This window comes from Pigmentiphaga sp. (assembly GCF_033795525.1).
In the GTDB taxonomy this organism is placed as follows: domain Bacteria; phylum Pseudomonadota; class Gammaproteobacteria; order Burkholderiales; family Burkholderiaceae_B; genus Pigmentiphaga.
On record NZ_JARYGM010000004.1, the window covers coordinates 137,446 to 162,136 of the forward strand.

General features: G+C 66.6%; 21 protein-coding genes. 17 read left to right on the forward strand and 4 right to left on the reverse strand.

Translation table 11 applies throughout. The annotated features are described in order from the left end of the window. Positions 1–9: 9 nt before the first annotated feature. The 5 genes from QHC78_RS12940 to QHC78_RS12960 all read left to right on the forward strand — a co-directional run bounded on the left by QHC78_RS12940 (position 10) and on the right by QHC78_RS12960 (position 6,595). Positions 10–519, forward strand: coding sequence for a hypothetical protein (locus QHC78_RS12940; protein ID WP_319745136.1), 510 nt, complete (start codon positions 10–12; stop codon positions 517–519). A 133-nt stretch (positions 520–652) separates the two neighbouring features. Then, positions 653–1,846, forward strand: a complete 1,194-nt coding sequence (locus tag QHC78_RS12945; RefSeq protein WP_319745138.1) for a TolC family protein — start codon at positions 653–655, stop codon at positions 1,844–1,846. Between the two features lie 113 nt (positions 1,847–1,959). Continuing rightward, complete coding sequence (locus QHC78_RS12950) at positions 1,960–3,072, forward strand: efflux RND transporter periplasmic adaptor subunit (protein WP_319745140.1); 1,113 nt, start codon at positions 1,960–1,962, stop codon at positions 3,070–3,072. A gap of 5 nt (positions 3,073–3,077) precedes the next feature. Beyond that, the gene (locus tag QHC78_RS12955; RefSeq protein ID WP_319745143.1) at positions 3,078–6,179 is read left to right on the forward strand and encodes an efflux RND transporter permease subunit; all 3,102 of its coding nucleotides are present in this window, start codon (positions 3,078–3,080) and stop codon (positions 6,177–6,179) included. A gap of 83 nt (positions 6,180–6,262) precedes the next feature. Continuing rightward, the gene (locus QHC78_RS12960) at positions 6,263–6,595 is read left to right on the forward strand and encodes a P-II family nitrogen regulator (protein WP_319745145.1); all 333 of its coding nucleotides are present in this window, start codon (positions 6,263–6,265) and stop codon (positions 6,593–6,595) included. Between the two features lie 27 nt (positions 6,596–6,622). On the opposite strand, the gene QHC78_RS12965 is transcribed toward QHC78_RS12960, so the two are convergent. Then, complete coding sequence (locus tag QHC78_RS12965) at positions 6,623–7,774, reverse strand: VWA domain-containing protein (protein ID WP_319745146.1); 1,152 nt, start codon at positions 7,772–7,774, stop codon at positions 6,623–6,625. A 370-nt stretch (positions 7,775–8,144) separates the two neighbouring features. Between QHC78_RS12965 and QHC78_RS12970 the strand changes: the two genes are divergently transcribed. Then, positions 8,145–10,622 (forward strand): penicillin acylase family protein, encoded by a 2,478-nt coding sequence (locus tag QHC78_RS12970; protein WP_319745148.1) that lies wholly within the window; start codon positions 8,145–8,147, stop codon positions 10,620–10,622. A 10-nt stretch (positions 10,623–10,632) separates the two neighbouring features. After that, positions 10,633–10,968, forward strand: a complete 336-nt coding sequence (locus QHC78_RS12975) for a hypothetical protein (RefSeq protein ID WP_319745149.1) — start codon at positions 10,633–10,635, stop codon at positions 10,966–10,968. A 74-nt stretch (positions 10,969–11,042) separates the two neighbouring features. Here the strand turns inward: QHC78_RS12975 and QHC78_RS12980 are convergent, their stop codons facing one another. Then, positions 11,043–11,534 (reverse strand): dihydrofolate reductase, encoded by a 492-nt coding sequence (locus QHC78_RS12980; RefSeq protein WP_319745150.1) that lies wholly within the window; start codon positions 11,532–11,534, stop codon positions 11,043–11,045. Positions 11,535–11,755: 221 nt separating this feature from the next. On the opposite strand from QHC78_RS12980, the gene QHC78_RS12985 reads away from it, so the two are divergent. Continuing rightward, the gene (locus QHC78_RS12985; protein ID WP_319745152.1) at positions 11,756–12,424 is read left to right on the forward strand and encodes a dienelactone hydrolase family protein; all 669 of its coding nucleotides are present in this window, start codon (positions 11,756–11,758) and stop codon (positions 12,422–12,424) included. A 67-nt stretch (positions 12,425–12,491) separates the two neighbouring features. Here the strand turns inward: QHC78_RS12985 and QHC78_RS12990 are convergent, their stop codons facing one another. Then, a complete protein-coding gene (locus tag QHC78_RS12990; RefSeq protein ID WP_319745153.1) occupies positions 12,492–13,433 on the reverse strand; it encodes a LysR family transcriptional regulator in 942 nt (313 codons plus the stop codon). 223 nt (positions 13,434–13,656) lie between these two features. On the opposite strand from QHC78_RS12990, the gene QHC78_RS12995 reads away from it, so the two are divergent. From QHC78_RS12995 to QHC78_RS13035, 9 genes are all read left to right on the forward strand, one after another. Then, on the forward strand, positions 13,657–14,658 hold the full coding sequence (locus QHC78_RS12995) for a Bug family tripartite tricarboxylate transporter substrate binding protein (protein WP_319745154.1): 1,002 nt from the start codon (positions 13,657–13,659) through the stop codon (positions 14,656–14,658). Between the two features lie 15 nt (positions 14,659–14,673). After that, positions 14,674–15,465 carry an enoyl-CoA hydratase/isomerase family protein gene (locus QHC78_RS13000; protein ID WP_319745156.1) on the forward strand — a complete coding sequence of 264 codons (792 nt, stop codon included), beginning with the start codon at positions 14,674–14,676 and terminating at the stop codon, positions 15,463–15,465. A 63-nt stretch (positions 15,466–15,528) separates the two neighbouring features. Beyond that, the gene (locus QHC78_RS13005; RefSeq protein WP_319745158.1) at positions 15,529–17,340 is read left to right on the forward strand and encodes a CoA-binding protein; all 1,812 of its coding nucleotides are present in this window, start codon (positions 15,529–15,531) and stop codon (positions 17,338–17,340) included. A 2-nt stretch (positions 17,341–17,342) separates the two neighbouring features. Beyond that, a complete protein-coding gene (locus tag QHC78_RS13010) occupies positions 17,343–18,488 on the forward strand; it encodes a thiolase family protein (protein ID WP_319745160.1) in 1,146 nt (381 codons plus the stop codon). Continuing rightward, a complete protein-coding gene (locus QHC78_RS13015; protein ID WP_319745162.1) occupies positions 18,485–18,886 on the forward strand; it encodes a Zn-ribbon domain-containing OB-fold protein in 402 nt (133 codons plus the stop codon). The genes QHC78_RS13010 and QHC78_RS13015 overlap by 4 nt, the downstream gene beginning before the upstream one ends. A gap of 1 nt (position 18,887) precedes the next feature. Then, positions 18,888–20,036: an acyl-CoA dehydrogenase family protein gene (locus QHC78_RS13020; protein ID WP_319745164.1), complete on the forward strand. Its 1,149-nt coding sequence runs from the start codon at positions 18,888–18,890 to the stop codon at positions 20,034–20,036. After that, positions 20,033–21,721 carry a class I adenylate-forming enzyme family protein gene (locus QHC78_RS13025; protein WP_319745165.1) on the forward strand — a complete coding sequence of 563 codons (1,689 nt, stop codon included), beginning with the start codon at positions 20,033–20,035 and terminating at the stop codon, positions 21,719–21,721. Before QHC78_RS13020 ends, QHC78_RS13025 begins: the two co-directional genes overlap by 4 nt. 17 nt (positions 21,722–21,738) lie before the next feature. Then, positions 21,739–22,569, forward strand: coding sequence for an aspartate/glutamate racemase family protein (locus QHC78_RS13030; RefSeq protein ID WP_319745167.1), 831 nt, complete (start codon positions 21,739–21,741; stop codon positions 22,567–22,569). A 39-nt stretch (positions 22,570–22,608) separates the two neighbouring features. Further along, positions 22,609–23,607: a Bug family tripartite tricarboxylate transporter substrate binding protein gene (locus tag QHC78_RS13035; RefSeq protein WP_319745169.1), complete on the forward strand. Its 999-nt coding sequence runs from the start codon at positions 22,609–22,611 to the stop codon at positions 23,605–23,607. 42 nt (positions 23,608–23,649) lie between these two features. Here the strand turns inward: QHC78_RS13035 and QHC78_RS13040 are convergent, their stop codons facing one another. Next, a complete protein-coding gene (locus tag QHC78_RS13040; protein ID WP_319745171.1) occupies positions 23,650–24,621 on the reverse strand; it encodes a thymidylate synthase in 972 nt (323 codons plus the stop codon). Positions 24,622–24,691: the final 70 nt, after the last annotated feature.

A 24,691-nucleotide genomic window follows, 5' to 3' on the forward strand; every position in this document is an offset into this window, starting at 1 on the left:
AATGCTGCCATGCGCAATTGGTTCGTCTTCCTCGTATTGCTGTGTCTGCCCATCCATTGGGTGTGGGCGGAGTCCGCGGCATGCCGGCCGGACGTCCATGCGCCATCCCACTACCAGCATGCGCGCGCAGCGGCCCAGCTCCCCCCGGGGAGCTTCAACGAGGCCGAGGCCGTCGACGTGGTGCAGAATTCGGTATGGCAGTCCTTTTCCGGGGAGCCGTCGTGGCCGGCGGCCGAGATGCCGGGCTGGGAGTTCGAGCTGGAAGAGGAATTCGACATCGTCGAGCAGATTTCCGAGCCCAGCTGGGGCGACGTCGCGGTCGATAGCCTGTCCTGCCGCCTGCCGGACCAGGACGGCGGCCGTGCGGGACCGCCTCCCGATCCTCACGAGTTCGATCTTCCGCTGAGCCTGATGGTCGTCGCACCATCCTTGGCCGATGCCCTGTTTATCGCGCTGCAGCACCCGCCCTTGCCAGCGCCTGTCTTCGGCGCCTACCGCCCGCCGTCACTGACGGCCTGATCCCGTCCCTTCCGTTTGCGGCTAGAACGCCGTAGCGCCTTTGCCGGCGGCAGTGCCGCCGCGCGTGTCCGTTCTATCGACCATCATGAAGCCCATCACACTCGTTTTGTCAGTGTGGTTGGCGAGCGTGTGCATGCCTGTGGCCGCGGCCCAGCCCTACACGCTCGACCAGCTATTGTCCCTCGCCCTGCAAGGCAACAATGGCGTGGAAGCCGCTGCGGCCGGCGTCAATGCCGCCCGGGCGGGCATCGACACCGCCGAAGCCTATCCCAATCCCGAAGTGGAATTCACCACGGGCAGGGTTTCCGCCCGCCAGCCCGGGGCCGGAACGGGCGTCGGCCAGACCTTGTCGATCACCCAGCGTATCGACCTGCCCAACCAGAGGCATTTGCGGCGCGAATTGGCGGTAGGGAATCTGCGCGCCACGACGGCGGGCCAGGAGTCCTTCGTCGCCGCCCTGGTGGCGCAGGTCAAGCGCGGGTTCTATGAGACGCTCAGGCGCGAAGCCGAATTCGCGGCGGCGCAGGAGGACCTGGCGCTGACGCAACAGTTGTACGATCGCGCGCAGATCCGCGTGGACGTCGGCGATGCGCCCAAGTATGAAGCCATCCGGGTCGAGGCCGAGCTGCTCAATGCGCAGAAGAACAGCCAGAGCGCCTTGCTGCGCGTGAACCAGGCCAAATCGTTCCTGCGCCAGCAGGTGGGCGACATATTGCCGGCCGGCTTCGCGGTGCAAGGGCAGTTGGGCGAAGTCCCGCCCCTGGAGCCGCTGGAGCAGCTGCGCAAGGTCATGCTCGAGGGCAATCCCGAGCTCGCCCGCTACCGCGCCGAGCTGCAACGGGCGCGAACGGCTGTCGATTACGAACGTTCGCTGCGGCTGCCGTCGGTGGCGCTCAAGGCAATGTCGAGCCGGGACCCCGATGTGCGCGATACCCAATTCGGCGTCGTGCTCAGCGTGCCGCTCTGGGACCGGCGCCAGGGCCCGATCCAGGAAGCCGCCGCGAACGCCATGCGCGTGCGCAGTTTGCTCGAGGGACGCGAGTTCGAGCTGACCCAGCAACTGGACGCTGCCTACCAGCAATACCAGATCGCCGCGTCGCAGGTAGAGGCCCTGGAGTCGGGCATCGTGCGCCAGGCCGAAGCCGCGCTGCGCGTGGCGGAGGCGGCCTATCGCTATGGCGAGCGCGGCATCATCGATTACCTCGATGCCCAGCGTGTCCTGCGTACGGCGCGCAACGATCTGATCGCCGCCCAGTTCGATCTGCATACGGCCGCTGTCGAAATCGAGCGGCTGCTCGCAAACTCTTCCGCAGGTAGTCCCCTATGATCCAGCGTCGTCTTTTTCCCTTGTTCCGTGGCGCCTCTGCCGGCCTGCGCCGACCCTTCCGGGGAGGGCGCGAGTCCTCTCAGGCAGCCCCCTTCTTCCGGCCCGGCGTCCTCATGCTCTGCTTGGCCCTGGCGGCATGCGGCGAGAAGCCCGCTCCGGTAGCGGCACCCACCGAGGCCGGGGATCCGAATATCGTCGTTGCCGACGACGCGATGCGCCAGCGTATCCAGGTGGCGCCGGCCACGCTCGAACCGTTCAGCGACATACTCCGCGTAGCCGGCCGTATCGACTTCGACCGCCAACGCATGGCGCGCATCGGCGCTTCCGTCACCGGCCGTGTCACCGATATCACCACGACCCTGGGGGCCAACGTCAAACCGGGCGACGTGCTGGCCCGGCTGCACAGCACCGAACTGGGCAGCGCCCAGCTGGCCTACTTGAAGGCCAAGGCGCAGTCCGAGCTCCAGAAGAATGCCCGCGAGCGTGCGCGGCTGCTGTTTGCCGCGGATGTCATCGGCAAGGCCGAACTGCAGCGGCGGGAGAACGAATATGCAGTCGCCGCGGCGGAGCTGCGCGCGGCGTACGACCAGCTCAGCGTGCTGGGCATGTCCGCGTCGGCCATTACCCGCATGGGCGAGTCGGGGGAAATCAGTTCTTTTTCCCCCGTCGTGTCGACACTGCGGGGCTCGGTCGTGGAGTTCAAGGTATCGCCGGGGCAGGTGGTGCAGCCGGCCGACGCCTTGTTCACGGTGGCCGACCTGTCGCGCGTCTGGGCGGTGGCCGAGGTGCCTGAACAGCAGGCCGACCTGGTCGCGGAAGGGCAGACCGTGGACATCGAAGTGCCCGCGCTGGGCAACCGCAGGATCAGTGGAGAGCTGATCTATGTCGGGCAAGTGGTCGATCCCGGCACGCGCACGGTGCTGGTCCGCACCGCGATCGACAACGCCGACGGCCGGCTCAAGCCCGCCATGCTGGCAACCATGCTGATCACGAGCCGGCCCAGTGAACGGCTGGTCATTCCCGAGTCCGCCGTGGTGCGATTCGAGAACGAGGACCTGGTCTATGTCGAGGTCGAACCCGGCCGTTACCGGGCGACCCAAGTGCAGGCCGGTACCTCGTACAACGGCAAGCGGGCGGTCGTGTCCGGCTTGAGGGAGGGCGACCGGGTCGTCGTCCAAGGCGCCTTCCACCTCAACAACCAGCGCACTGGTATCGATCCGGAGTAACGGCCATGTTGGAGAAAATCGTCCGCGCTGCGTTGCAGCAGCGGCTGGTCGTCGCCGTGCTGGCAGCCGTGGCCTTGATCGTGGGCCTGGATGCCATGCGCAAGCTATCGGTCGATGCCTTCCCGGACGTGACTAACGTCCAGGTGCAGATCGCTACCGATGCGACGGGCCGGTCACCGGAAGAAGTCGAGCGTTTCGTGACGGTCCCTATCGAGATCGCCATGACGGGCCTGCCCGGGCTCGAGGAAATGCGGTCCTTGAACAAACCGGGCCTGTCGCTGATCACGCTGGTCTTTACCGATGCGACCGACGTGTATTTCGCACGGCAGTTGGTGATGGAGCGGCTGATCGAAATCGGCTCGCGCATGCCTACCGGTGTGACGCCGGTGCTCGGGCCGGTTTCCACCGGCTTGGGCGAAGTCTACCAATACACCCTGGACCGGCCCGACGACGGCGACCGCGAGTTGACGCCCAAGGAGCTGACGGAGCGGCGCATCGTCCAGGACTGGATCGTGCGGCCGTTGTTGCGCTCCATCCCGCAGGTGGCCGAGATCAACTCGCAGGGCGGCTACGTCAAGCAGTACCAGGTCCTGGTCAACCCCGACCGCATGAGCCACTACGGCATCACGCTGCAGCAGGTCTACCAGGGGCTGGCGCGCAACAACGCCAATTCCGGCGGAGGCATCCTGCCGCACTACGCCGAGCAATACCTCATCCGCGGCGTAGGCCTGATCGAGAACCTGGAGGACATCGGCAACATCGTGCTGGCCGAGTCCAATGGCACGCCGGTCTACATGCGCGACGTGGCCGAGGTCACCATGGGCCATGAAGTGCGCTACGGGGCGGTGGTCAAGAACGGCGTGACCGAATCGGTCGGCGGCGTCGTCATGATGATGCGCGGCGGCAACGCCAAGGAGGTGGTCGCCCGGATCAAGGAGCGCGTGGCCGAGATCAACAGCCAGGGCATACTGCCCGACGGCCTGCAGATCGTGCCGTACTACGACCGCAGCGAGCTGGTCGATGCGGCCCTGTGGACGGTGGCCAAGGTGCTTCTGGAAGGCGTGGTGCTGGTGATCGTCGTCCTGTTCCTGTTCCTGGGCGACGTGAGGTCCTCGCTGATCGTCGTGGCGACCTTGATCCTGACGCCGCTGCTGACGTTCTTCGCGATGAACCAGCTCGGCATTTCCGCCAACCTCATGTCGCTGGGAGGCCTGGCCATTGCCATCGGCCTGATGGTGGATGGCTCGGTGGTCGTGGTCGAGAACGCCTTCGGCCACCTGGGCCATGCCAAGGCGAGCGGGGAGAGCAAGGCCCGCATCATCCTCAAGGCCGTGGCCGAAGTGGCGACGCCGGTGGTATTCGGTATCGGCATCATCATCCTGGTCTTCCTGCCGCTGATGACGCTGCAGGGCATGGAGGGCAAGATGTTCGCGCCGCTGGCCTATACCATCGCCATTGCCCTGGCCATTTCCCTGGTGCTGTCGCTGGTGCTGTCGCCCGTGCTCTCGTCCTACCTGCTCAAGGGCGGCTCCGAGCACGACACCCGGATGATCGCCTTCATGAAGCGCCATTACCTGCGCATGCTCGATTGGGTGTTGCGCAATGCCAAGAAAACGGTGGTGATGGCGGTGCTGGCCTTTGCCGCTTCGCTGGCCTTGTTGCCTTTGCTCGGCACGGCGTTCATCCCGGAGATGAAGGAAGGTTCCATCGTCCCCGGCGTCAACCGCGTTCCCAACATTTCGCTGGAGGAGTCGATCGAGCTCGAGAAGCAGGCCATGAAGATCGTCATGGGCGTGCCTGGCGTGAAGTCGGCGATCTCCGGCGTCGGGCGTGGCGAGAGTCCGGCCGATCCGCAGGCGCAGAACGAGTCTACGCCTATCGTCAGCCTCAAGCCCCGGGACGAATGGCCGGAAGGATGGACCCAGGACACCATCGCCGATGAAATCCGCAAGCGCCTGAGCGTCATCCCGAGCGCGCAGATCATCATGGCGCAGCCCATCTCGGACCGCGTCGACGAAATGGTGACCGGCGTGCGTTCGGACGTCGCGGTCAAGGTGTTCGGCGAAGACCTGGACCGGCTGCTGCAGAAGGCGCACGAGATCGCGCGGATTGCCGAGACCGTGCAAGGCGCGCGTGATGTCCGGGTGGACAGGGTCAGCGGCCAACAGTACCTGTCCATCAACATCGACCGGCAGGCCATCGCCCGCTATGGCCTGAACGTGTCCGACGTGCACGACGTGATCGAAGTGGCCATTGCCGGGAAGGTGGCGACCGAAATCTTCGAAGGCGAACGGCGGTTCTCCGCGGCGGTACGCCTGCCCGAGAATTTCCGGGGCAGCGTGCAGGCCATCAAGCAGATCCTGCTGACGACGCCGCACGGCGTACGGGTGCCGCTGGACAGCCTGGCGAGCATCGAAGTGCGTGATGGCCCCGCGCAGATCAGCCGCGAAGGCGGCAAGCGGCGCGTGGTGGTGGCCATCAACGTCCAGGACCGTGACCTGGGCGGATTCGTGGCGGAACTGCAGCAGACGGTCGGGGCAAAGGTCCAGCTGCCCAGCGGCTACTACCTGGAGTGGGGCGGGCAGTTCCAGAACATGGAACGCGCGCTGGGCCATTTGTCCATCATCGTCCCCGCCACGGTCGCGGCCATCTTCTTCCTGCTGTTCCTGCTGTTCAACTCCGTCAGGTACGCGACCCTGATCATCACCGTGCTGCCGTTCGCGTCCATAGGCGGGATCATCGGCTTGTTCGTGACCGGGGAGTACCTGTCGGTGCCGGCATCGGTGGGCTTTATTGCGCTATGGGGCATCGCCGTGCTCAACGGCGTGGTGATGGTGTCGTATATCCGCAAGCTGCGGATGGAAGGCAAGCCGCTTGCCGAGGCGGTGATGGAAGGCGCCACGCTGCGGTTCAGGCCGGTCATGATGACCGCGACGGTAGCCATGCTGGGGCTGGTGCCGTTCCTGTTTGCCACGGGACCGGGATCGGAAGTGCAGCGGCCGCTGGCCGTGGTCGTGATCGGAGGACTGATCACTTGCACGCTGCTGACCTTGCTGTTGCTGCCGACCCTGTACCGGTGGTTCGACGAGGAGTCGCCGGAGGCGTAGCGGCCTGTCGCGGCGATATGTAGAGGCACCCTCATTCGTCCGGACAGCACTGGATGGATGAGGGTTCGACGAGGAGCATTCGGATGAAGGAAATCAAGGCGGTCATCCGGCCCACGCGGCTGGACGATGTGCGCGAGGCACTGATGCGCACGCCGGGTTTTCCGGGCATGACCGTAACGCATGTGGAGGGGTGCAGCGCGCCGGCGCGGCACCAGCCCCAGAACCTGAAAGAGGAATTACTGGATTTCTCGCCCAAGGTTCGTATCGAGATGGTGGTCGACGATGATCATGCCGACGTCCTGTACGAAACCGTGAAGCAGGCCGCGGCGACGGGACACGTCGGCGACGGCCTGGTATGGATGGGCGACGTGCAGCGGTGCGACTATCTCTGGCAGCCGGGGTCGCAGTCCGGATGACCGCCGGGCCGGCCGCAGGATAGCCCGCTATCGGCCGGCATAGTCGGCCTTGACACGTTCGCGCCTGGCCTCGATCCGGGCGTTCACCGCTTGCATCTCGGACCTGGCGCGGTTCTGGAACGCCCACATCTCCGCTTTCAGCGCTTCGTGGCGCGCCCGCAGGCGCTGTTGCGCGGCCCGGGAAGCGGCGGCATCGATCTGTCCGTTCTCGACCATGCGCCTGGAGAGGTCGAGGAACAGCGTGTTTTCGCGGTTGACGGCTTCGAGTATGCAGCTGTTGGCGCGGTTCGATGCGCTCAGGGCATCGGTGTTGTTATGCGTGAGCGCCTGCAAGGCCGCCTGCTCGAACGCCTGTCGCTCGTGCAGGTTGGCATACCTCACGCGCAGCCGCTCGACCAGTTCCTGGGTGTTGCTGGCTTGTGAAAACGCGCCGCCGCCGGCCTTGGCAATGGCCGCGAGGGCCTGGTGGTCGGCCGCCGAGACGTCGAAGCCGATGATGTTGATCACCGCTTTCACCTTCGACTGATGCAGGGCGCGAGCGGCCGCCACGGGATCGCCGCCGCAGGTCTCCAGCCCGTCCGACACCACGAAGACGACTTGTTCGCCGGCCCCCTGGGCCGGCGTGAACGCTGATCCGGCATGGGCAATGGCGGCAGCCAGCGGCGTCCAGCCCGTCGCCTGGAAGCGGTCCAGGGCACGGCTCACTTGCGCGGCCTCTACCGTCCCGAGCGGCGACACCATCTCGACCGCGTTGCACGAGGCGGCCTTGCCGCTTTCCTCGTTGTTGCCGCGATGCCCGAATGCCAGCAGCCCGACCTCCGCATCTTTCGGAACCGTCTTGAGGAACTCCCTCACGGCGGCCTTGGCTGCGTCCATTTTCCGCTGGCCGCCTGCCCGGCCGGCCATCGAACCGGACGCATCGATGGCAACCACCGCTTTCTTCCAGCGCGGCGCGGCCCTTTCCGGGCCGTCGGGCAAGGGCGGACCCTCATCCAGGCGGTAATCGGTATAGCAGGTTTTGGTGTCCCCGCCGAATTGGGCGAGGAAGTCGTCGTAGAGCTGATCGGCAGTCCAGGATGGGCGCCTGGCGGACAGTTCCTGGGCGGGCGTGGGGAGGGCGCCCAATGCGGCGGTTGCCGCCGCAGCAAGAAGCACGAAGCGGCCTGCGAGAGATGGCATCCTGCACCTGTGAAGATGGCGAAGGGAACCGCCATTGTAACGGGACACACACGTGGCGGGCTGCTGCGGCCGAGTGCGGCTGGCCGGACATCTTTACCTGTCAATTTTGCGGAATATGGCAACACCGGCAGTGGAAAGGTGCGTGGTGACATTCCTTGAGAAGCGCATTTCCATGGCATGGATGTTGCATCGGTGCGCCTGCCATCCGGTACGAATCTCCGGTCGGCGCCGTGGCACGGGGGTGCCGCGGCAACCGGTTCACTTGCATAGGGGGAGGACATAGACGCGTGGCGTAGTGCCGCCGGCGCCGCATCGGCGCGGCGGGGATCTGCAATGACAGATGTGTCACCAAGAAAAAACGGAGACAAACATGAACTGGAACAGACGAGTCCGGTGGTCGTCGCTGGCGGCCACGGTGCTATTGGCTGCCTGTGGCGGTGGCGGGGACGATCACAAACCTGGTGGAGGCGGTGGGCCGGGCACCGAGGTGCCGGGGGTGACGGAGTCGGTGGAAATCATCCGAGACCGCAACGGCGTCTCCCATATATTCGCGCAGAACCAGCGCGACCTGTTCTTTGCACAAGGCTATAACGCGGCGCGCGACCGGCTCTGGCAGCTCGATCAGTGGCGGCGTCGCGGCGAAGGCAAAATGGCCGAGCAATTCGGACCGCGTTTCGTCGAGGCCGACCGTGCCGCCCGCCTGTTCCTGTTCCGTGGCGACCTGGAGGCCGAGTTCGCCAGCTACCATCCCGAGGGCAAGGAAATCCTCACGGCGTTCGCCGACGGCGTCAACGCCTATGTCGACGAGGTCAAGGCCGACCCGTCCAAGCTGCCGATCGAGTTCCGGCTGACCGGTACCGAGCCGGGCCGCTGGTCGCCCACCTCTTCGCTGATCCGCATCTACGGCATTACGCGTAACGTCGGCACCGAAATCTCGGTCGCGCGGCGCATTGCCGCGGTGGGCGCTGCCACCACCGAGGAGCTCAGCGAGATGGAGCCCAGGCGTCCCCTGCAGGTGCCTGCCGGCATCGATGTCTCGACGCTGAACACGGGCATCCTGGCCAACTACCAGCTCGCGCGCAATGGGCTGGACTTCGAAGCCAGCGACTTCCCGCGCAGCCCCTTGTCCGAACCGGACCGCCAACGGCTGGCAGCGGTGCTGTCGGTGGCGAATGGAACGGCCGAGCGTGCGCCCGAGGAGCTGGCCGCGCTCCAGCACGAGAGCAACAACTGGACCGTCTCCGGATCCCGTACCGCAACGGGCAAGCCTATCTTGGCGAACGATCCGCACCGGGCGATCAGCATGCCTTCGCTGCGCTATATGGTCCACCTGAATGCGCCGGGCTGGAACGTGATCGGCGCCGGCGAGCCGGCATTGCCAGGGGTCTCGATCGGCCACAACGAACGCATTGCTTTCGGACTGACCATCTTCGCCTACGGCGATGAAGAGGATTTATACGTCTACGAGATCAATCCCGCGAATCCCAATCAATACCGCTACAACGGCGGCTGGGAAGACATGCGGCTGGTCGAGGAGACGATACCGGTCCGGGGCCAGGGCGAGCAGCAGGTGACGCTCAAGTTCACCCGCCATGGGCCGGTTGTTCATGAAGACGCCGCAGCCGGCAAGGCATACGCGGTACGCGCGGCCTACCTGGAGTTTCCGGGCACCGCGGCCTACCTCGCCAGCCTGCGCCTGAACCAGGCCGACAACTGGACCGAGTTCACCGAGGGCATGGCGCGCCATTACACGCCAGGCGAGAACATGGTCTATGCCGACGTGGATGGCAATATCGGCTGGTTCGGGGGGGCGCTGGTACCGATACGGCCCAATCCCGACTGGTCGGGCCTGCTTCCGGTTCCGGGAGATGGACGCTACGAATGGGCGGGCCACCTGCCGGGTTCGCAGCTGCCGCGCATCTTCAATCCTCCCGAGGGCTACTTCGCCACGGCCAATCAGTTCAACGTGCCCGACGACTACACGCACCGCAACCTGACCAATACCATGGGATGGGCGGAGCCTTACCGCTTCGACCGGATCGTCGAAGTGCTCGACCGTTCGAGCCAGCATACGGTGGAAGACTCCGCCAAGCTGCAGATCGACCAGTTGTCGATCCCGGCGCGTACGCTGGTGCCGATGTTGAACGGCCTGAGTTCACCCGACGCGGACGTGGCCGAGGCGCTGCGGCAATTGCTTGCCTGGGACTACGTCGCCACCGTCGAGTCGGTACCGGCCACCATCTTCGAGGTGTGGATGCCCAAGGTCTTGACCGAGGTGTCGAACCGGGTCATCCCGGCGGCGGGGCGGTCGGTATTCGGCACGTTGTCCAAGCCCAAGGTGTTCGAGCGCCTGGCCAACCCCGATGACGTATTCGGTGCCGATCCTGTGGCCGGCCGCAATGCGCTGCTGCTGGAGACGCTGAAATCGACCATGACCGACCTGAAGACCCGCATGGGCAGCGATGTCCAGACCTGGAAGTGGGGATCGTTGCACCACATCAAGTTCGACCACGAACTGGCGGAGTTCCTCAATCCGGATCTGGCCGGCAGGCTGGCGACGTCGCGGTTCCCGGTCGGGGGCACCAACGATACGGTGCATCGGGCGTCCTATCGCAGTTCGGACTTCCGGGTTACCAGCGGAGCGTCGTTCCGGCAGGTCATCGACGTGGGCAACTGGGACAACTCGCTCGCGATCAACGTGCCGGGGCAGTCGGCCGATCCCGAAAGCCCGTACTACGACAACCTGCTGGAGGCCTGGTCCAAGGGTGAATACTTCCCGCTGGCGTTCAGCCGCGGCGCGATCGAGCGCGCCAAGGCGGATACCACCAGGCTGCGTCCCGAGCGTTGAAGGAGGGGCCATGCGCAAGGCAATCGTGGTTTCGTCAGCGGCAGCCGCGCTGGCGGTGCTGCTGACGGCCGGTGTGGCCGCGAGCCGCCAGCTGACGTTGCTGGTGATCAACGTGCCGGACCGGCAGGCAACGTTGCTGGTCAAGCGCAGCGAGGCGCTCGATATGAGCTTGCTCGAATCGGAGACCTCGTTGTGCCGCCGCCAGGGACCGGGCTCGCCGTTGCATTCGGTGATGCTGCCACCGGCCTTCTGCCCGCTGGCCCTGGCTGCCAGCCGGGAGGTGCAGGGCGAGCGCGTGCTGCTGAGCCTGCCCTACATGCCCTGGCTGCATAGGCTGGCGAGCTGAGGAGGATGCGCGGCGGCCAAGTCCGCCGCGCACCTGCTTAGCGGTGAGTCCTCTGTCGCTGCGCGACATCCTCCCTAAGGGAGGGCGCGCTCATAGGTGACGAAGTCGTAGGCCAGGCCGTCTTCGGGCGGCTGGGGCTGGCGCGTCGTCTCGCGCCATTGGTCGGCAGGAAGCGGCGGAAACCAGGCATCCCCATCGACGTCGGCGTGAACCTCCGTGGCTATGATGCGGTCGGCGCGCGCCAGCGCGGCGGCGTAGATCTGGGCACCGCCTATTACGAAGACCTGTTCCGCCGCGCCGGCGGCGGACAGGGCTTCATCCAGCGTATGGACGATGGTCGCGCCGTGGGCGGCGTAGGCCGGGTCGCGCGTAATGACGATATTCTGCCTGCCCGGCAGCGGCCGGCCCAGGGATTCCCAGGTCTTGCGGCCCATGATGATGGGATGGCCGAGCGTGGTTCGCTTGAAGTGCGCGAGGTCGCCGCGAAGGCGCCAGGGCAGTGCGTTGTCGCGTCCGATCACGCGGTTGCGGGCGTAGGCGACGATAAGGATGAGCGGGACGGGCATGGCGCGAGAATCGATCGGTCAGGGCCCGAATCTAGCACGATCGCGGCGATTCGCGGGCCGGCGGCGCGTTATGGCCGGGACGGTGGCCGGCATCGAAAGTCTCTATTCACGAGACGGAGGCTGTCACCCGCGGCAATTTCTGATACAACGAGGGACTGGACTCCGGCCGCATGGACGGCGGAGCCGCATGACGAGACAGCTCATTCACAGACAAGGGAATCATGGGAACGAAGATCGAATTGACCGCTTCTGACGGCGTCACCATTTCCGCCTATCGCGCCGATCCGGCCGGCAAGCCGCGCGGCGGCATCATCGTGTGCCAGGAAATCTTCGGGGTGAACGTGCACATCCGCAGCGTGTGCGACCGCTACGCCCAGGAAGGCTATCTGGCGATCGCGCCGGCATTCTTCGACCGCGTCCAGGCGGGCGTGGAGCTGGGTTATACGCCGGACGACATCGCCAAGGGCAAGGAATTCATGCAGAAGGTGCCGGTGGACGCGGCACTCAAGGACGTGGCTGCCGCCGCGGCCGTCGCCAGCGAAGCAGGCCGCGTGGCCATCGTCGGATACTGCTGGGGCGGGACCATCGCGTGGGCCGCTGCCTCGCAGCTGGACGGCCTGTCCGCATCCATCCCCTACTATGGCGGCGGCATCGCCGCCATCGCGGACAAGAAGCCCCGCATTCCGACCATGGCCCATTTCGGCGAAACCGATCACTCCATCCCGATGTCGGACGTGGAAAAGATCCGCGCCGCCCAGCCGGACGTCATCGTCCACACCTATCCGGCCGGCCACGGGTTCAACTGCGACATGCGCGGTTCCTACGACAAGGCCAGCGCCGACCTCGCGCTCTCGCGCACGCTGGAGTTCCTGCGCAAGCACGTAGGTTGATGGTATCGCGCCGCGTCACAGGCGGGCGGCATGCTGCCACCCGCTCGGCGCTGCCGGGCCGCCGCGCCTAGGCGGGCGCCCCCGACGCGGCGGCTTCCTCCAGGCAGTCGATCAGCAGCGCCGTGCCGGGCGACATGGTGCGGTTGCGGTTCCATGTGATGCCCAACGGCCGCATCAATTTCGGGAAGTTGAACGGCAGGACCGATACCAGTCCCTGCCGCCGGTAGTGGTGCGCGATGTCGCGCGTCATGGTGGCGATCGCATCGGTTTGCTGCAAGTACGCCAGTACGAACTGCACCGAGAGCGCCTCGACGAAGTCGGCGGGCATGGGAACGCCATGCTGCTCGAAGGTCCGTTCCAGCGGCTCGTGCAGCAGACCTTCCGACGATGGCAGGACCCATGGGCAATGCATGATGTCGGCCCATTCCAGCCGTTTGCGCTGGGCCAGCGGATGGCCCAGCCGCGCGATCAGGACCACGGGCTCCTGAGACAGTACCTTTCCGCCCAGCTCCGGCAGCGAGTGCTTTTCCGCCAGGCGCCCCACGATAAGATCGAGTTCGCCTTGCAGCAACAGCGGCAGCAGGCGCTCCATGGTGCCTTCCCGCAGCAGGACGTTAGTCCTGGGCGAGCGCTGTTTGAGCATGGCGACACTGCGCGGCAATAGCGCGGGTACCACGTTCGACAACACCCCTACGCGGATGCGTCCGGTATCCCCATCCAGCAGTCCCCTGAGTTCATCCCTCGCCTGGCCGAAGTCGCTGAGCAGGCGGCGCGCGTGCCGTATCAGGCATTCGCCATAGAGCGTTGGCGAGACCCCCTTGGGTGTGCGCTCGAACAGCTTCAGGTCCAGCCCCTTTTCCATCTCGCCCAGCATCTTGGATACCGCGGGCTGGGTCACGTTGATGTGCGCGGCGACCTTGCCGATGTGCCGCAAATCGTCGAGCGCCACGAGCAACCTGAGATGCCGCGGCCGCAATTCATTTCTTATGTACCAGTCGAGTTGCGTCATGCCCGTTTCCGTCGCACGAGGTGCGGGCGATCTTAGCACCGGCTCGCCGCGCAGGGTGGCCGCTTTGCGGCGCAACATTACTCGCCGGTAATGAGTGGAGCCGCATTCTTCATTAGACGCCCCGCCGGGCCGATTCCACAATGGCGGCCGATAAACGTCCGGCATACGCGACGTACGGAGCCGGAACTTTCCCCGCGGCCCATCGCCGCACGAGGAGACAACCATGGGCTACTCCCGTTCGCCTTCGGCGCGTGCCGTAGTGGGCATCGCTTCAGCCTTCCTGTTGCAGGCGCTGCCGGTGACTTCCTGCCTGGCGCAAGGCAACGAGTCTTTTCCGTCCAAGCCCCTGCGGCTGGTCGTACCCTTCGCCCCGGGCGGCGCGGCTGATGTGATCGGCCGCGCGGTCGCCGACCAATTGCAGCGCGAGCTTGGGCAGGCAGTGGTCGTCGTCAATCGCGACGGCGCGGGGACCATCGTCGGCGTGAACTATGTGGCAAAGTCTCCCGCTGATGGCTACACGCTGCTGCTCAGCGGCGATGCCGCCACGATCAACACCGCCAGCGGGCGCACGCTGCCCTACGATTTCCTGCGCGAGCTGACGCCGGTTTCGATCCTGTTTTCCGGCGCCCAGATTCTTCTGGTGAGCAAGGACAGCCCGTTCAAGACGCTGCAGGACATGGTGGCGTACGCACGCGCCCATCCCGGCAAGCTCCGATATGGCAGCTCGGGCATCGGTACGTCCATCCATTTGGCCGAGGCCTCTTTCAACGCCGCAGCCCAGATCGAGGCGTTGCACGTGCCGTACCGCGGCGTGGCCCCGGCGATTACCGACCTCGTGGGCGGGCAGGTGGACTACGTGATAGCCGGTTCCTCGCTGGCGACTCAGGCCATCCAGAGCGGCCAGCTGCGTGCGCTGGCGATCACCACCGCCAAGCGCTCGGAAATCCTGCCCGATATCCCGACCGCCAAGGAGCAAGGCGTCGACGTCGAAACCATGGGCTGGTATGGACTGTTCGTGCCCGCGGCGACGCCGCCCGCGGTCATCTCGCGGCTCAACGCCGCCACGCTCGCGGCGCTCAAGTCGCCCGAACTGTCCGAACGCTTCAAGTCCATAGGCGGCGAAGCGCGCGGAACGTCCCCGGAAGAAGCAGGCGCCTTTGTCAAGGCCGAGATTCGCAAGTTCTCGGAGCTGATGCGCCGGCTCAACATCAAGCTGGACAACTGATAGCACAGGCATCCCATGAATCATCCCATTCCCGATTCGGCGTCGGACCTCGTCCTGGTCCGCCGCGATGGTGCGGTCATGCATTTGTCGTTGAACCGGCCCGACGCCCGTAACGCGCTCAATACGCCGATGAGGCGCGCGCTGGCGGCAGCCCTCCACCAGGCCGAGGTCGATCCGCAGGTGAGGGCCGTGCTGGTGACCGGAGAAGGGCGCCATTTTTGCGCCGGGGCCGATATCCGCGAGCTGCGGACCCGGACCATGCTGGAAGCCGGGTGGGCGCCGGCACGGCTCGACACGGTGGTGGAGTCGCTGTCCAAACCCGTGGTGGGCGCATTGCATGGCTATGTGCTGGGCGGCGGACTGGAGCTGGCGCTTGCGTTCACCATCCGCCTGGCTTCCGAGGATTTCCGTGGCGGTTTTCCGGAAGTGAAGCTAGGCATTTTTCCTGCGTTGGGAGGTACCCAGCGCCTGCCTCGCCTGGTCGGCGAAGGCCGGGCGCTGGAATTGACGCTGAGGGGCCGCATCGTCGACGCACAGGAAGCGCTGCGCATTGGCCTGGTGACGGAAGTCGTCGCCACGGACAAGCTGCGAGAGCAGGGTATGGCGATCGCGCAGGAACTTGCGGCCGGGCCGCCGGTGGCGATGCGGGCCATCATGGAATGCGTGCGCCGTGCCGGCGACCTGGGGCGTGCCGACGGCCTGGACTACGAGCGGCGCCTGTTCGGCATCGTCTGCGGAACGGCGGACAAGACGGAGGGCGTGGAGGCCTGGCTCGAGAAACGGCCGCCGCGCTTTGCCGGCAAGTAGGACCATGCGCGGCATCGATGCGGCTGGCCGCCGGTTCGCCGCGGCAGGACGGAGAACACAGTCATGAATCTGCAAGGCTTGCTGGAGCCTCGTTCCATCGCTATTGCGGGCGCTTCGGGCGATCCCGGGAAGCTGTCGGGGATGATCCTGGACTTCCTGGCCAAGAGTGGTTTCGACGGGCGGGTCTTCCCGATCAATCCGCGCTACGACAACATAGGCGGCATGCCGTGTTACCCGTCGGTCGAGGCACTGCCCGAGTCTGTGGATCTGCTGGTGTGCGTCGTTCCCGTGGCTGCGGCGTTCGCGTCCATCGAGGCGGCAGCACGCCGAGGCGTCCGCTTCTGCCTGTTGATGACGGGAGGCTTCGGCGAAGGCCGCAGCGGCGAGGAGGGGCGTGCCCGCCTGGACCGGCTGCAGCGGCTGTGCACCGAGACCGGCATGCACGTGGTCGGGCCCAATACGGTGGGCATGGTCAATTTCCGCAGGCACTTGCCCCTGACATTTGCCGACTGGTACGGGCGGGATACCGGCCTGCGGGGCGGCGTCGCCATCGTGACCCACAGCGGAAGCGTGGGCGGGCTGATCTTTTCCTCGTTGCAGCTCAATCGGATCGGCGTCGATTATTGGATCGGCCTGGGCAACGAGGCGACACTGGAGACGGCCGATTTCATCGATCACTTCAGCGCCGACCCCGAGGTCCACACCATCATCTGCTACATGGAGGGCGTGCGCAATGGCCGGAAATTCATTGCAGCCGCCGAGGCGGCCCGGCGAGCCGGCAAGCGTATCGTCGTGCTCAAGGCGGGGGAATATCCGGATTCGTTGCGCTCTACGATCGCCCATACTGCCAAGCACCCGACCGACCGTGACGTCTACGCCGGCATCTTCCGCCAGCTCGGCGTCATCCAGGTGGCATCCCTGGCGGAGCTGAGCTATGTCATGACACTGCTTACCAGCGTGGGCGACCGGCTGGGGCCCAGGGTGGGCATCATTTCCGCCTCGGGCGGCGCGTGTTCGGTCATTGCGGACCACGTCATCCAGGCCGGCCTGCAGCTGCCCGAACTGCCGCCTTCGCTCCAACAGACCCTGGACCGGGGCATCCCGCTCTATGGATCCTCCAGCAATCCGGTCGACCTGTCGGCCGACGTCGTGGCGCGTGGGGAAATCCTGGCGCACACGCTGGCAGCGCTGCGCGAGGACGACAGCATCAATGTCTGGATGGTGTTCGGACGTCCCATCATCGATCGCTACCACGCCATGCTGACCGAGTTCGTCAATGCCACCGGCAAGGCGGTCGTGGTGTGCTGCGGGGTTCCTTTGGCGCCGGACGTCCATGCGGCGCTGGCCGGCCACGGCATCGCCGTGCTGCTCGACCCCGAGCTTTGCATGCGGGCGCTGGCCCGCATCGCATGCCGGCCGCCCGAGGAACTCGACCCGGTGCCTCCGCCGCCGCTGGCGGGCCGCGCCGGTGCGGGGAGCATAGTTCGCGGCGGTCAGGCTGGCGAGCTGCTGGCCCGCCACGGATTGTCCGCCTCTTCCGCAGCCGTTCCCTGGCTGCGCGTGGAGATCGGACAGGATAGGGACTTCGGCCCGGTAGTCATGGCCAATTGGCTGCCCGCGTATCGAGTGGGTGCGCATCGCGTCGTGCGGGCGCTGCCGGCCAGCCATGCGGACTTGCTGGCCCTCGTCGACGATCTGGGACAGCAGCTGCAGGAATGGCCGGCCGAGCCGGTCGATATCGAGGACGCGCTGTCGACGGCGGTCCGGGTATTCGAGCAACACACGGAACTGCACGGCCTGGGCGTGGAACTCGGCAGCGCGAACGGGCAGGTGGTGGTGTGCACCGCGTCCAGCCGGCAGACCGGGGCGGGTTGAGCATGGACGACGTTTTCATCGCCGGGGTGGGGGAGCTCCCCCAGGGCCGCTCGGCGCTGCCCCATACCATGACGCTGCATGCGGAACTCGCGCGCCGCGCGTTGGAGGATGCCGGGCTGGAGCTGGACCAGGTGGATGCCGTGCTGACCGTATCGCCGCGTTCCGATCCGTACCTGATCCATGCGGCGGCGCTGGCCGAATACCTGGGCATACAGCCGGCGGTGGCATGGACCTTGGAAGCCGGCGGAGCGGCGCCTGCCTCGATGGTCGAGACGGCACGCGGCCTGATTCGAGGCGGTAGCGCCTCCACCGTGCTCATCGTGGCGGCCGACATGCCGCTGGGGGCGGCGTCGCGGGCGGCCTACGTCACGGCCCTGGCGGAGGCCGGCCCGGTCCATCCCGAGCTGGAGGTGCCCTACGGTCCCACGGTGCCGGCCATGTTCGCCCTGGTTGCCCGGGCCTACGCGCAACGCTGGGGCGACATCGAGGAGCAACTGGCTGCCGTGGCCATGCACGACAGGTCGGCTGCAGCGGACCATCCCAACGCGCATCATCGCGAGCCTTTCGATGCAGCGGCCTACCGTGCCAGCCGCATGATCGCCGATCCGCTGCGCCTGCTGGACTGTGCCCCAGTATCCGATGGCGGCGGCGCGCTGGTGCTGACCGGGACGCCGGGCACGCGCCGCGTGCCGGTGCGCGGAGCAGGTTTCGCCACCGGCCACATGCATTTGTCGGCGGCGGCCTCGCTGACGGAATTCCCGGCCGGCCGCGCGCTCGACGCGGCCTTGCGCCAGGCCGGCGCTGCGCGCAGCGACATCGATGTGGCGCTGGTCTACGACTGCTTCACCATCGCCATGCTGGTCAATCTGGAAGACCTGGGGCTGGCCGCCCGAGGGCAGGCGGGCAGGGATTTTCTGCAAGGCCGTTTCGGCCGCGGGGGAGACCTGCCGGTCAATACCCATGGCGGGCTGTTGTCGCATGGTCATCCGGCCCGTGCCGGCGGCATGGGCAACGTCATCGAGGCGGTCGCGCAGCTGCGTGGCGAAGCCGGGCCGCGCCAGTCCGGGCAGCCGATGCTGGCGATGGCCCACGGCATGGGCGGCGTGTTCGCGACCCATGGCGCGTTGTTGCTCGGAGCGCCGCAATGAAACGTCTAGGTCTTGCTTCCGCGCCGCTGGAGCCGTACCGGCAGGCGGCCGCACGAGGTGTGCTGGCCCTGCCCTACTGCGAGCGCTGCGCGGCCTGGCAGTGGCCGCCGCGCGCCGTATGCAGCCGCTGCCCGGAGCCGCCTGGATGGCGACTGGCCAGCGGCAACGGACGCATCGCCACCTGGAGCGTGGTGGCGCGTGCCCCGCGCGCCGAGCTGCAGCGCGATGCACCCTACATCGTGGCCTTTATCGACCTGGACGAGGGCGTGCGCATGTTTTCCCGTATCACCGCGACGGACCGGAGCGAGGTGCGGGCGGGGGCGCGGGTGCGCTGCGTTTTCGAGGCATGGTCGGATCCCGCCGTGCCGCTTCCCGTATTCGTCATTGCAGAAGGTTGATATGGATTACCTGATTCCCGAGGAGTTCAGCCAGTTCGCCGAGTTGACCCGCCAGTTCGTGCGCCAGGAACTGTGGCCGCATGAAGAGGAAGTGGAACGGGCCGATTGCGTGGCGCCGTCCCTGGCGGCCCGGCTGCGCGCCAAGGCGGTCGAGCTCGGCCTGTTCGGCTTCAACATGCCTGAAGAGGCCGGCGGGCCGGGCCTGCCTTATCTGGCGCAAGTGCTTATACGCGAACAGTTGGGGCAGGCGAGTGTGGCCCTGGCGGACATGGTGGGCCGCCCGCCCAAGGCGCTCCTGGTTTGCCAGGGCGAACAGCGCCAACGGCTGCTCCAGCCCGCCGTGCGGGGCGAGAAAATCTGGGCATTCGCCCTGACCGAGCCCGGCGCGGGCTCCGATGCGGCCGCCATCCGTACCCGGGCTACGCGCGAGCAAGGGGGCTGGCGGCTGAATGGGACCAAGCATTTCATTTCGCACGGGAATCATGCCGATTACGTCATCGTGATCGCCAAGGCATCCCAGGCGGACGGCGACGTACCGGCCGCCTTCGTCGTCGAACGCGGCGCCGCGGGGTTTTCGGTGGGGCGCATCCACCGCAAGATGGGCTGGCGCGGATATCCGATCTGCGAACTGGTCTTCGATGGCGTATTCGTGGGCGATGACAACGTGCTGGGTGCCATCGGCGATGGGCTGCGGCTGGGATTGGCCAACATCCTGGAGTCCCGCATCGGGGTGGCCGCGCATTGCGTCGGCATGGCGCAGCGCGCCTACGATTACGCTGTTGAACACCTTCGCGTGCGCAGGCAGTTCGGCCGACAGCTGGGCAGCTTCCAGGGCCTGCAGTGGATGGTCGCCGACATGGCGGTGGAAATCGAGCAGTCTCGTGCCTTGCTCTACGCCGCAGCCCGCGAGATGGACCGGGGCGGCGATGCGCGGGCAGCGGTGTCGATGGCCAAGCTCTCCGCAACGGAGATGGCGGGCCGGGTCGCCGACCGTGCATTGCAGTTACTGGGCGGTGCCGGCTACATGGCGGAGTCGCCGATCGAAATGATCTACCGCGACGCCCGGGCCTTCCGCATCGGCGAGGGCACCAGCGAAATACAGAAGAACCAGATCGCGCGGGCTTGCCTGGGCCGGGAGATGTTCGCATGAGCGCCGGCCCTCGCGGCATGCCGCTTGTCGATGTAGATGGCTGGACATTCGGGCGTTTCGTCGACGAGATCGGCGAGCGGTTCGGCGAGCGCGAGGCCATGGTCGCGAGCGATCGGCAGCACGGCGCGAACCTGCGCCGGTGGACCTATGCGGAGCTGGCGCGCGATGCGCGGGCGCTGCAGTGGGCGCTGCAACGGCATGGCATCCAGCCGGGCGACCGGGTCGGCGTCATGCTCTCGAGTTTCCCGGAGTGGGTGCTGTACCTGTTCGCGATCACGCGGCTGGGCGCGGTGTTCGTCCCCATCAATCCGCGGTTCCGCAGCCGCGAGCTGCGCCATGTGCTGGCTCACTCCGGCGCGCGCGCACTGGTCGCCATGGGCAGTTACCTCGGGCACGACTACGCCGGCCAGATCGCCGAGGCCTGTGGCCGCCCCAGCACAGGCGGCGGCTACGACCAGCTGCCCGCGCTGGATATCGTGATAGGCGTGCACACGGCGCCTTCGCCCGCCGCGCTCGACACCGCTGCCTTGCTTGACGAAGGCCGGCGGCAGCTTTCCGGACGCAAGGCGCTGCCTCGCTGCGATGATGCCGCCGCTCTGGCGGTCCTGTTCTATACCTCGGGTACGACCTCGTTCCCCAAGGGCGTGCCATTGACCCACGCCCATCTGCTTCCGCACTCGGTACGATCCGGCCGCTGGCTGGAACTGTCGCCGGGCGAAAGGGTGCTGACGCTGTATCCGTTCTTCGGGATTTCGGGCGGGGCCAACAAGGTCCTGTCCACGCTGGGGGCGGGCGCATGCCTGGTGTTCCAGGACAGCTACCGGCCCGAAGAGGCCGCCGAGCTGCTGCGCTCGCAGGCCTGCGCGGTCATTCATGGCGTAGACGTGCAGATCCGGGAGTTGATGGCGGCCCAGGGCAAGAACCGCCAGGTTGGCGCGGAACCCGAACCGCCGCGCCGCGCCACCATCGCCTTCACGGCCGGGCTGGACGAGGCGCTTGCGCGCGCCATGGGACCCGGGCTGGGCATCTACCGCTTCATCCATGCCTACGGGATGACCGAGACCAATCCCATGATTCTGTACAACCGGCTGGACGACGACTTCGCCGTGAGCGTCAGGGCGGGCGGGAGAGTGGCCGAGGGCGTCGAAGTCCGTATCGTCGAGCCGGAATCGGGCCGCGACAGGCCGGCCGGGGAAGAGGGCGAGATCGTGGTGCGCGGGTCGACGGTCATGCACGGTTACTACAACGATCCCGGGGCCACCGCCGCGGCATTCCGCGATGGCTGGTTCCATACGGGCGACCTGGGTGTGCGGACGGCCGGCGGATTCCTGTTCTATGTCGGCCGGCTCAAGGACATGCTGAAAGTCGGCGGTTTCAATGTCGCGCCGCAAGAGGTCGAAGGATTGCTGCGCACCCACGAGGCGATAGAGGACGTGGCGGTGGCCCCCGCCAGCGATCCGCGCCTGGGCGAGGTGCCGGTGGCGTTCGTCAAGCTGCGTCCCGGCATGCCATTGAGCGCCGACGAGTTGATCGCCTGGAGCCGCGAGCGCATCGCCAATTTCAAGGCGCCGCGGGCCGTCTATTTCGTCGACGCGCTTCCCTACCACACCGCCGCCAATGGCTCCAAGCTGCAGCGCCACGTCCTGCGGGATTGGGCGCGACAGCGCGAAGCCCCCACCTCTTGATTCCTGGAGCCACCATCATGCGTATCTGGCATCAAAGCTTTACCGTGTTGCAGGACCTTCCCGCCTACGCCGAGGCGCTCAATCAGCGTATTGGAGAAATCGTTCGTCCCGACACGGAAGTCGTCTTGCATGGGCAGATCCCCGGCACCTATACGAGCGACTATCCCGGCTCCGACCTGGCGTATGGCGTGCTGTACTGGATGCACGGCCTGCAATGGCTGGCCGCGGCACGGGAGGCGCAGCGGCAGGGCTTCGACGCCATGGTGTTGGCCAGCATCGCGGGCCCCATGGCGCGCGAGATCCGGACCATCGTCGATATCCCGGTGGTCGGCTACGGGGAGGCCGCGTTCAACCTGGCAGGCCTGTACGGCCGCCGCGCCGGGATGTTGTTCTTCATCAAGGAGCGCTTGGATTTCTGGCCCGAGCAGATGCGGCACTGGGGCCTGGAGAATCGCTTTGCCGGGATAGAGCATGCCGGCGTGTCGTTCCAGGACGTGCTGGCCGGACACATGGATCCTTCCCGGCGCGACGCCGTCGTGGCCCGCATTGTCGAGCAGGGCGAGAAGCTGGTGCGCGAAACCGGAGCAGACGTCATCGTGCCGGGGGAACTGCCGATGAACCTGTTGCTCACCAAGGCGGGCGTTCACCAGATCGGCGGCGCCACCGTGGTCGATGGCCTGGCGACATCTTTCAAGATGGCCGAGATGCTGGTGGACCTGCGCCGCTTGAGCGGCATGCGTTCGAGCAATCACGGTTATTTCCACCAGTCGCCCGATCCGCGCCGGTTCGAGCAGGTCCTGCAGTTCTACGGCGTATCGGAGCTCGGCGCGCGCATTCCCGCGTGCTGAGCGTCCGACACAGAAAAAAACAAGACGAGGAGACCCATCATGTCGATCCATCATGCAGGCGGGGCCGGATGCGGCCCGTGGCGCCGGGCATGGGCTGCCGTCGCAGCCGGCCTGCTGGCCGCGAGCCCGGCCGCCGCCCAGTCCTACCCGGACCGGCCGGTCACGGTCATCAATCCGTGGACGCCGGGCGGACCGGCGGATGCTGTGGCGCGGCCCATCCTGCAGAAACTGTCCGAGCGGATGAAGCAGACTTTCGTGGTCGAGAACCGTGCCGGCGCCAATGGGGTAATCGGCTCGGCCATGGTGGCTCGCGCCAAGCCCGACGGCTACACCTTGCTGTTTTCGCACGTGGGTCCCATCACCATCAGTCCTGCTCTGCAGCGCGACATGCCCTATGACTCCGTGAAGGACCTGGCGCCGGTCACCCAGGTCGTCTCGGCGCCTCTGGTACTCGTCGTGCGGCCGCAGCTGCCCATCCACGATCTTGGCGAACTGATCAACTACGCCAAGGCGCATCCCGGCAAGCTGTCGTATGGCTCGGTCGGGCCGGGCAGCACCACGCACCTGGCGGGCGCCATACTGGGCAAGCAGGCCGGGGTCGAACTGCTGCACGTGCCCTACAAGGGGGCCGCACCGGTCGTCACGGATCTGCTCGGCGGCCAGATCGACATGGCTTTCCTGAACATTTCAGGCGTGGTGGCCTACCTCAAGAGCGGCCAGTTGCGAGGCATCGCCGTCAGTACGCGGGGGCGGGCGGCGCTGCAGCCGGACTTGCCGCCCATCGCGGACCGCTTCGCGGATTTCGAGATCAACTCCTGGTACGGTGTGATGGCGCCAGCCGGGACGCCGCCTGCCATCATCGACCGGCTGCAGCGCGAAATCGCGGCCATCGTCAAACTGCCCGACGTCGCTCGCCAGCTGGAAGGACTGGGACTGGCGCCGGAAGGGACGACGCCGCAGCGCTATGCCGAGCAGATCAAGGCCGATCTTGCGCGTTGGCGCGAGGGAGTCAAGGCGGCCGGCCTGACGCCGGAATGAGCGAGGGAATGGCGCGCGGCACCGGCGCGCCATATGCAGCCCCTACACCGCCATCGGCGCCGTCAGCGGCGCATGGTGCTGGTAATCGACCAGCGAGAAATCTGCCGGCTCGACCTTTTCCAGCCATTCGGGCTCGTACCGGCCGGTGACGGCGTAGTCGGGGATCCGGTCGGACAGCACCAGGCGCGGTGCCGGGAAGGGCTTGCGCGTGAGCTGTTCGCGCAGCATAGGGAGGTGGTTTTCGTAGATGTGCGCATCGCCGATGAAATAGCTGAACCAGCGCGGCTTGTAGCCCGTCAGCCGACCCACCAGGTGCAGCAGCGCTGCGCCTTCCGTCAGGTTGAACGGCGTGCCCAGTCCGACGTCGTTCGACCGGATGTACAGGCATAGCGAGATTTCGCGGGTCGACGCGTTGGGCAGGAACTGGTAGAGCAGGTGGCAGGGCGGCAGCGCCATTTCTTCGATCTGCGCCCAGTTCCACCCGTGGAAGAGGATGCGGCGGTCGCCCGGATTGTTCTGGATGGTGTCCAGGCATTGCCGCAATTGGTCGACGGCCTTGTAGAGCAGGACCTTGCGCACGCCGTCTTCGTCGAATTCGGCGACGCGGGCATAGCCCCGGTCCAGCGCGTCGCGCAGCTGTTCGCCACGGGCCGCGTCGAGCAGCTTGTAGGCGGGCCACTGGCGCCACTGCACGCCATACACGGGTCCCAGGTCGTCCTCCCCTTGGCGGTAGGGGTTGGCCAGCCATTGGGCGTTCTCGTTCGCATTCTGGTCCCATACCTTGCAGCCCAGCGCGCGGAAGTCCGCGGCGCTGCGCGCGGCGCGCAAGAAGCCCACCAGTTCGCCGATGGCGGACTTGAAGGCCAGTTTCTTGGTCGTGACCGCCGGAAACCCTTCCTGCAGGTCGAAGCGCAACGCGGCGCCGGGCATGCTGAGCGTGCGGATGCCCGTGCGGTTGACTTGCCAGGAACCGGTGTCGAGGATGGCTTGGACGAGGTCGAGGTATTGTTTCATGGGCCTGGGCTGGGAAGGAGAGGCACGGCCGGGCGAGGCGGGCGCCTGACCGATTATCGCATGCGCGGGC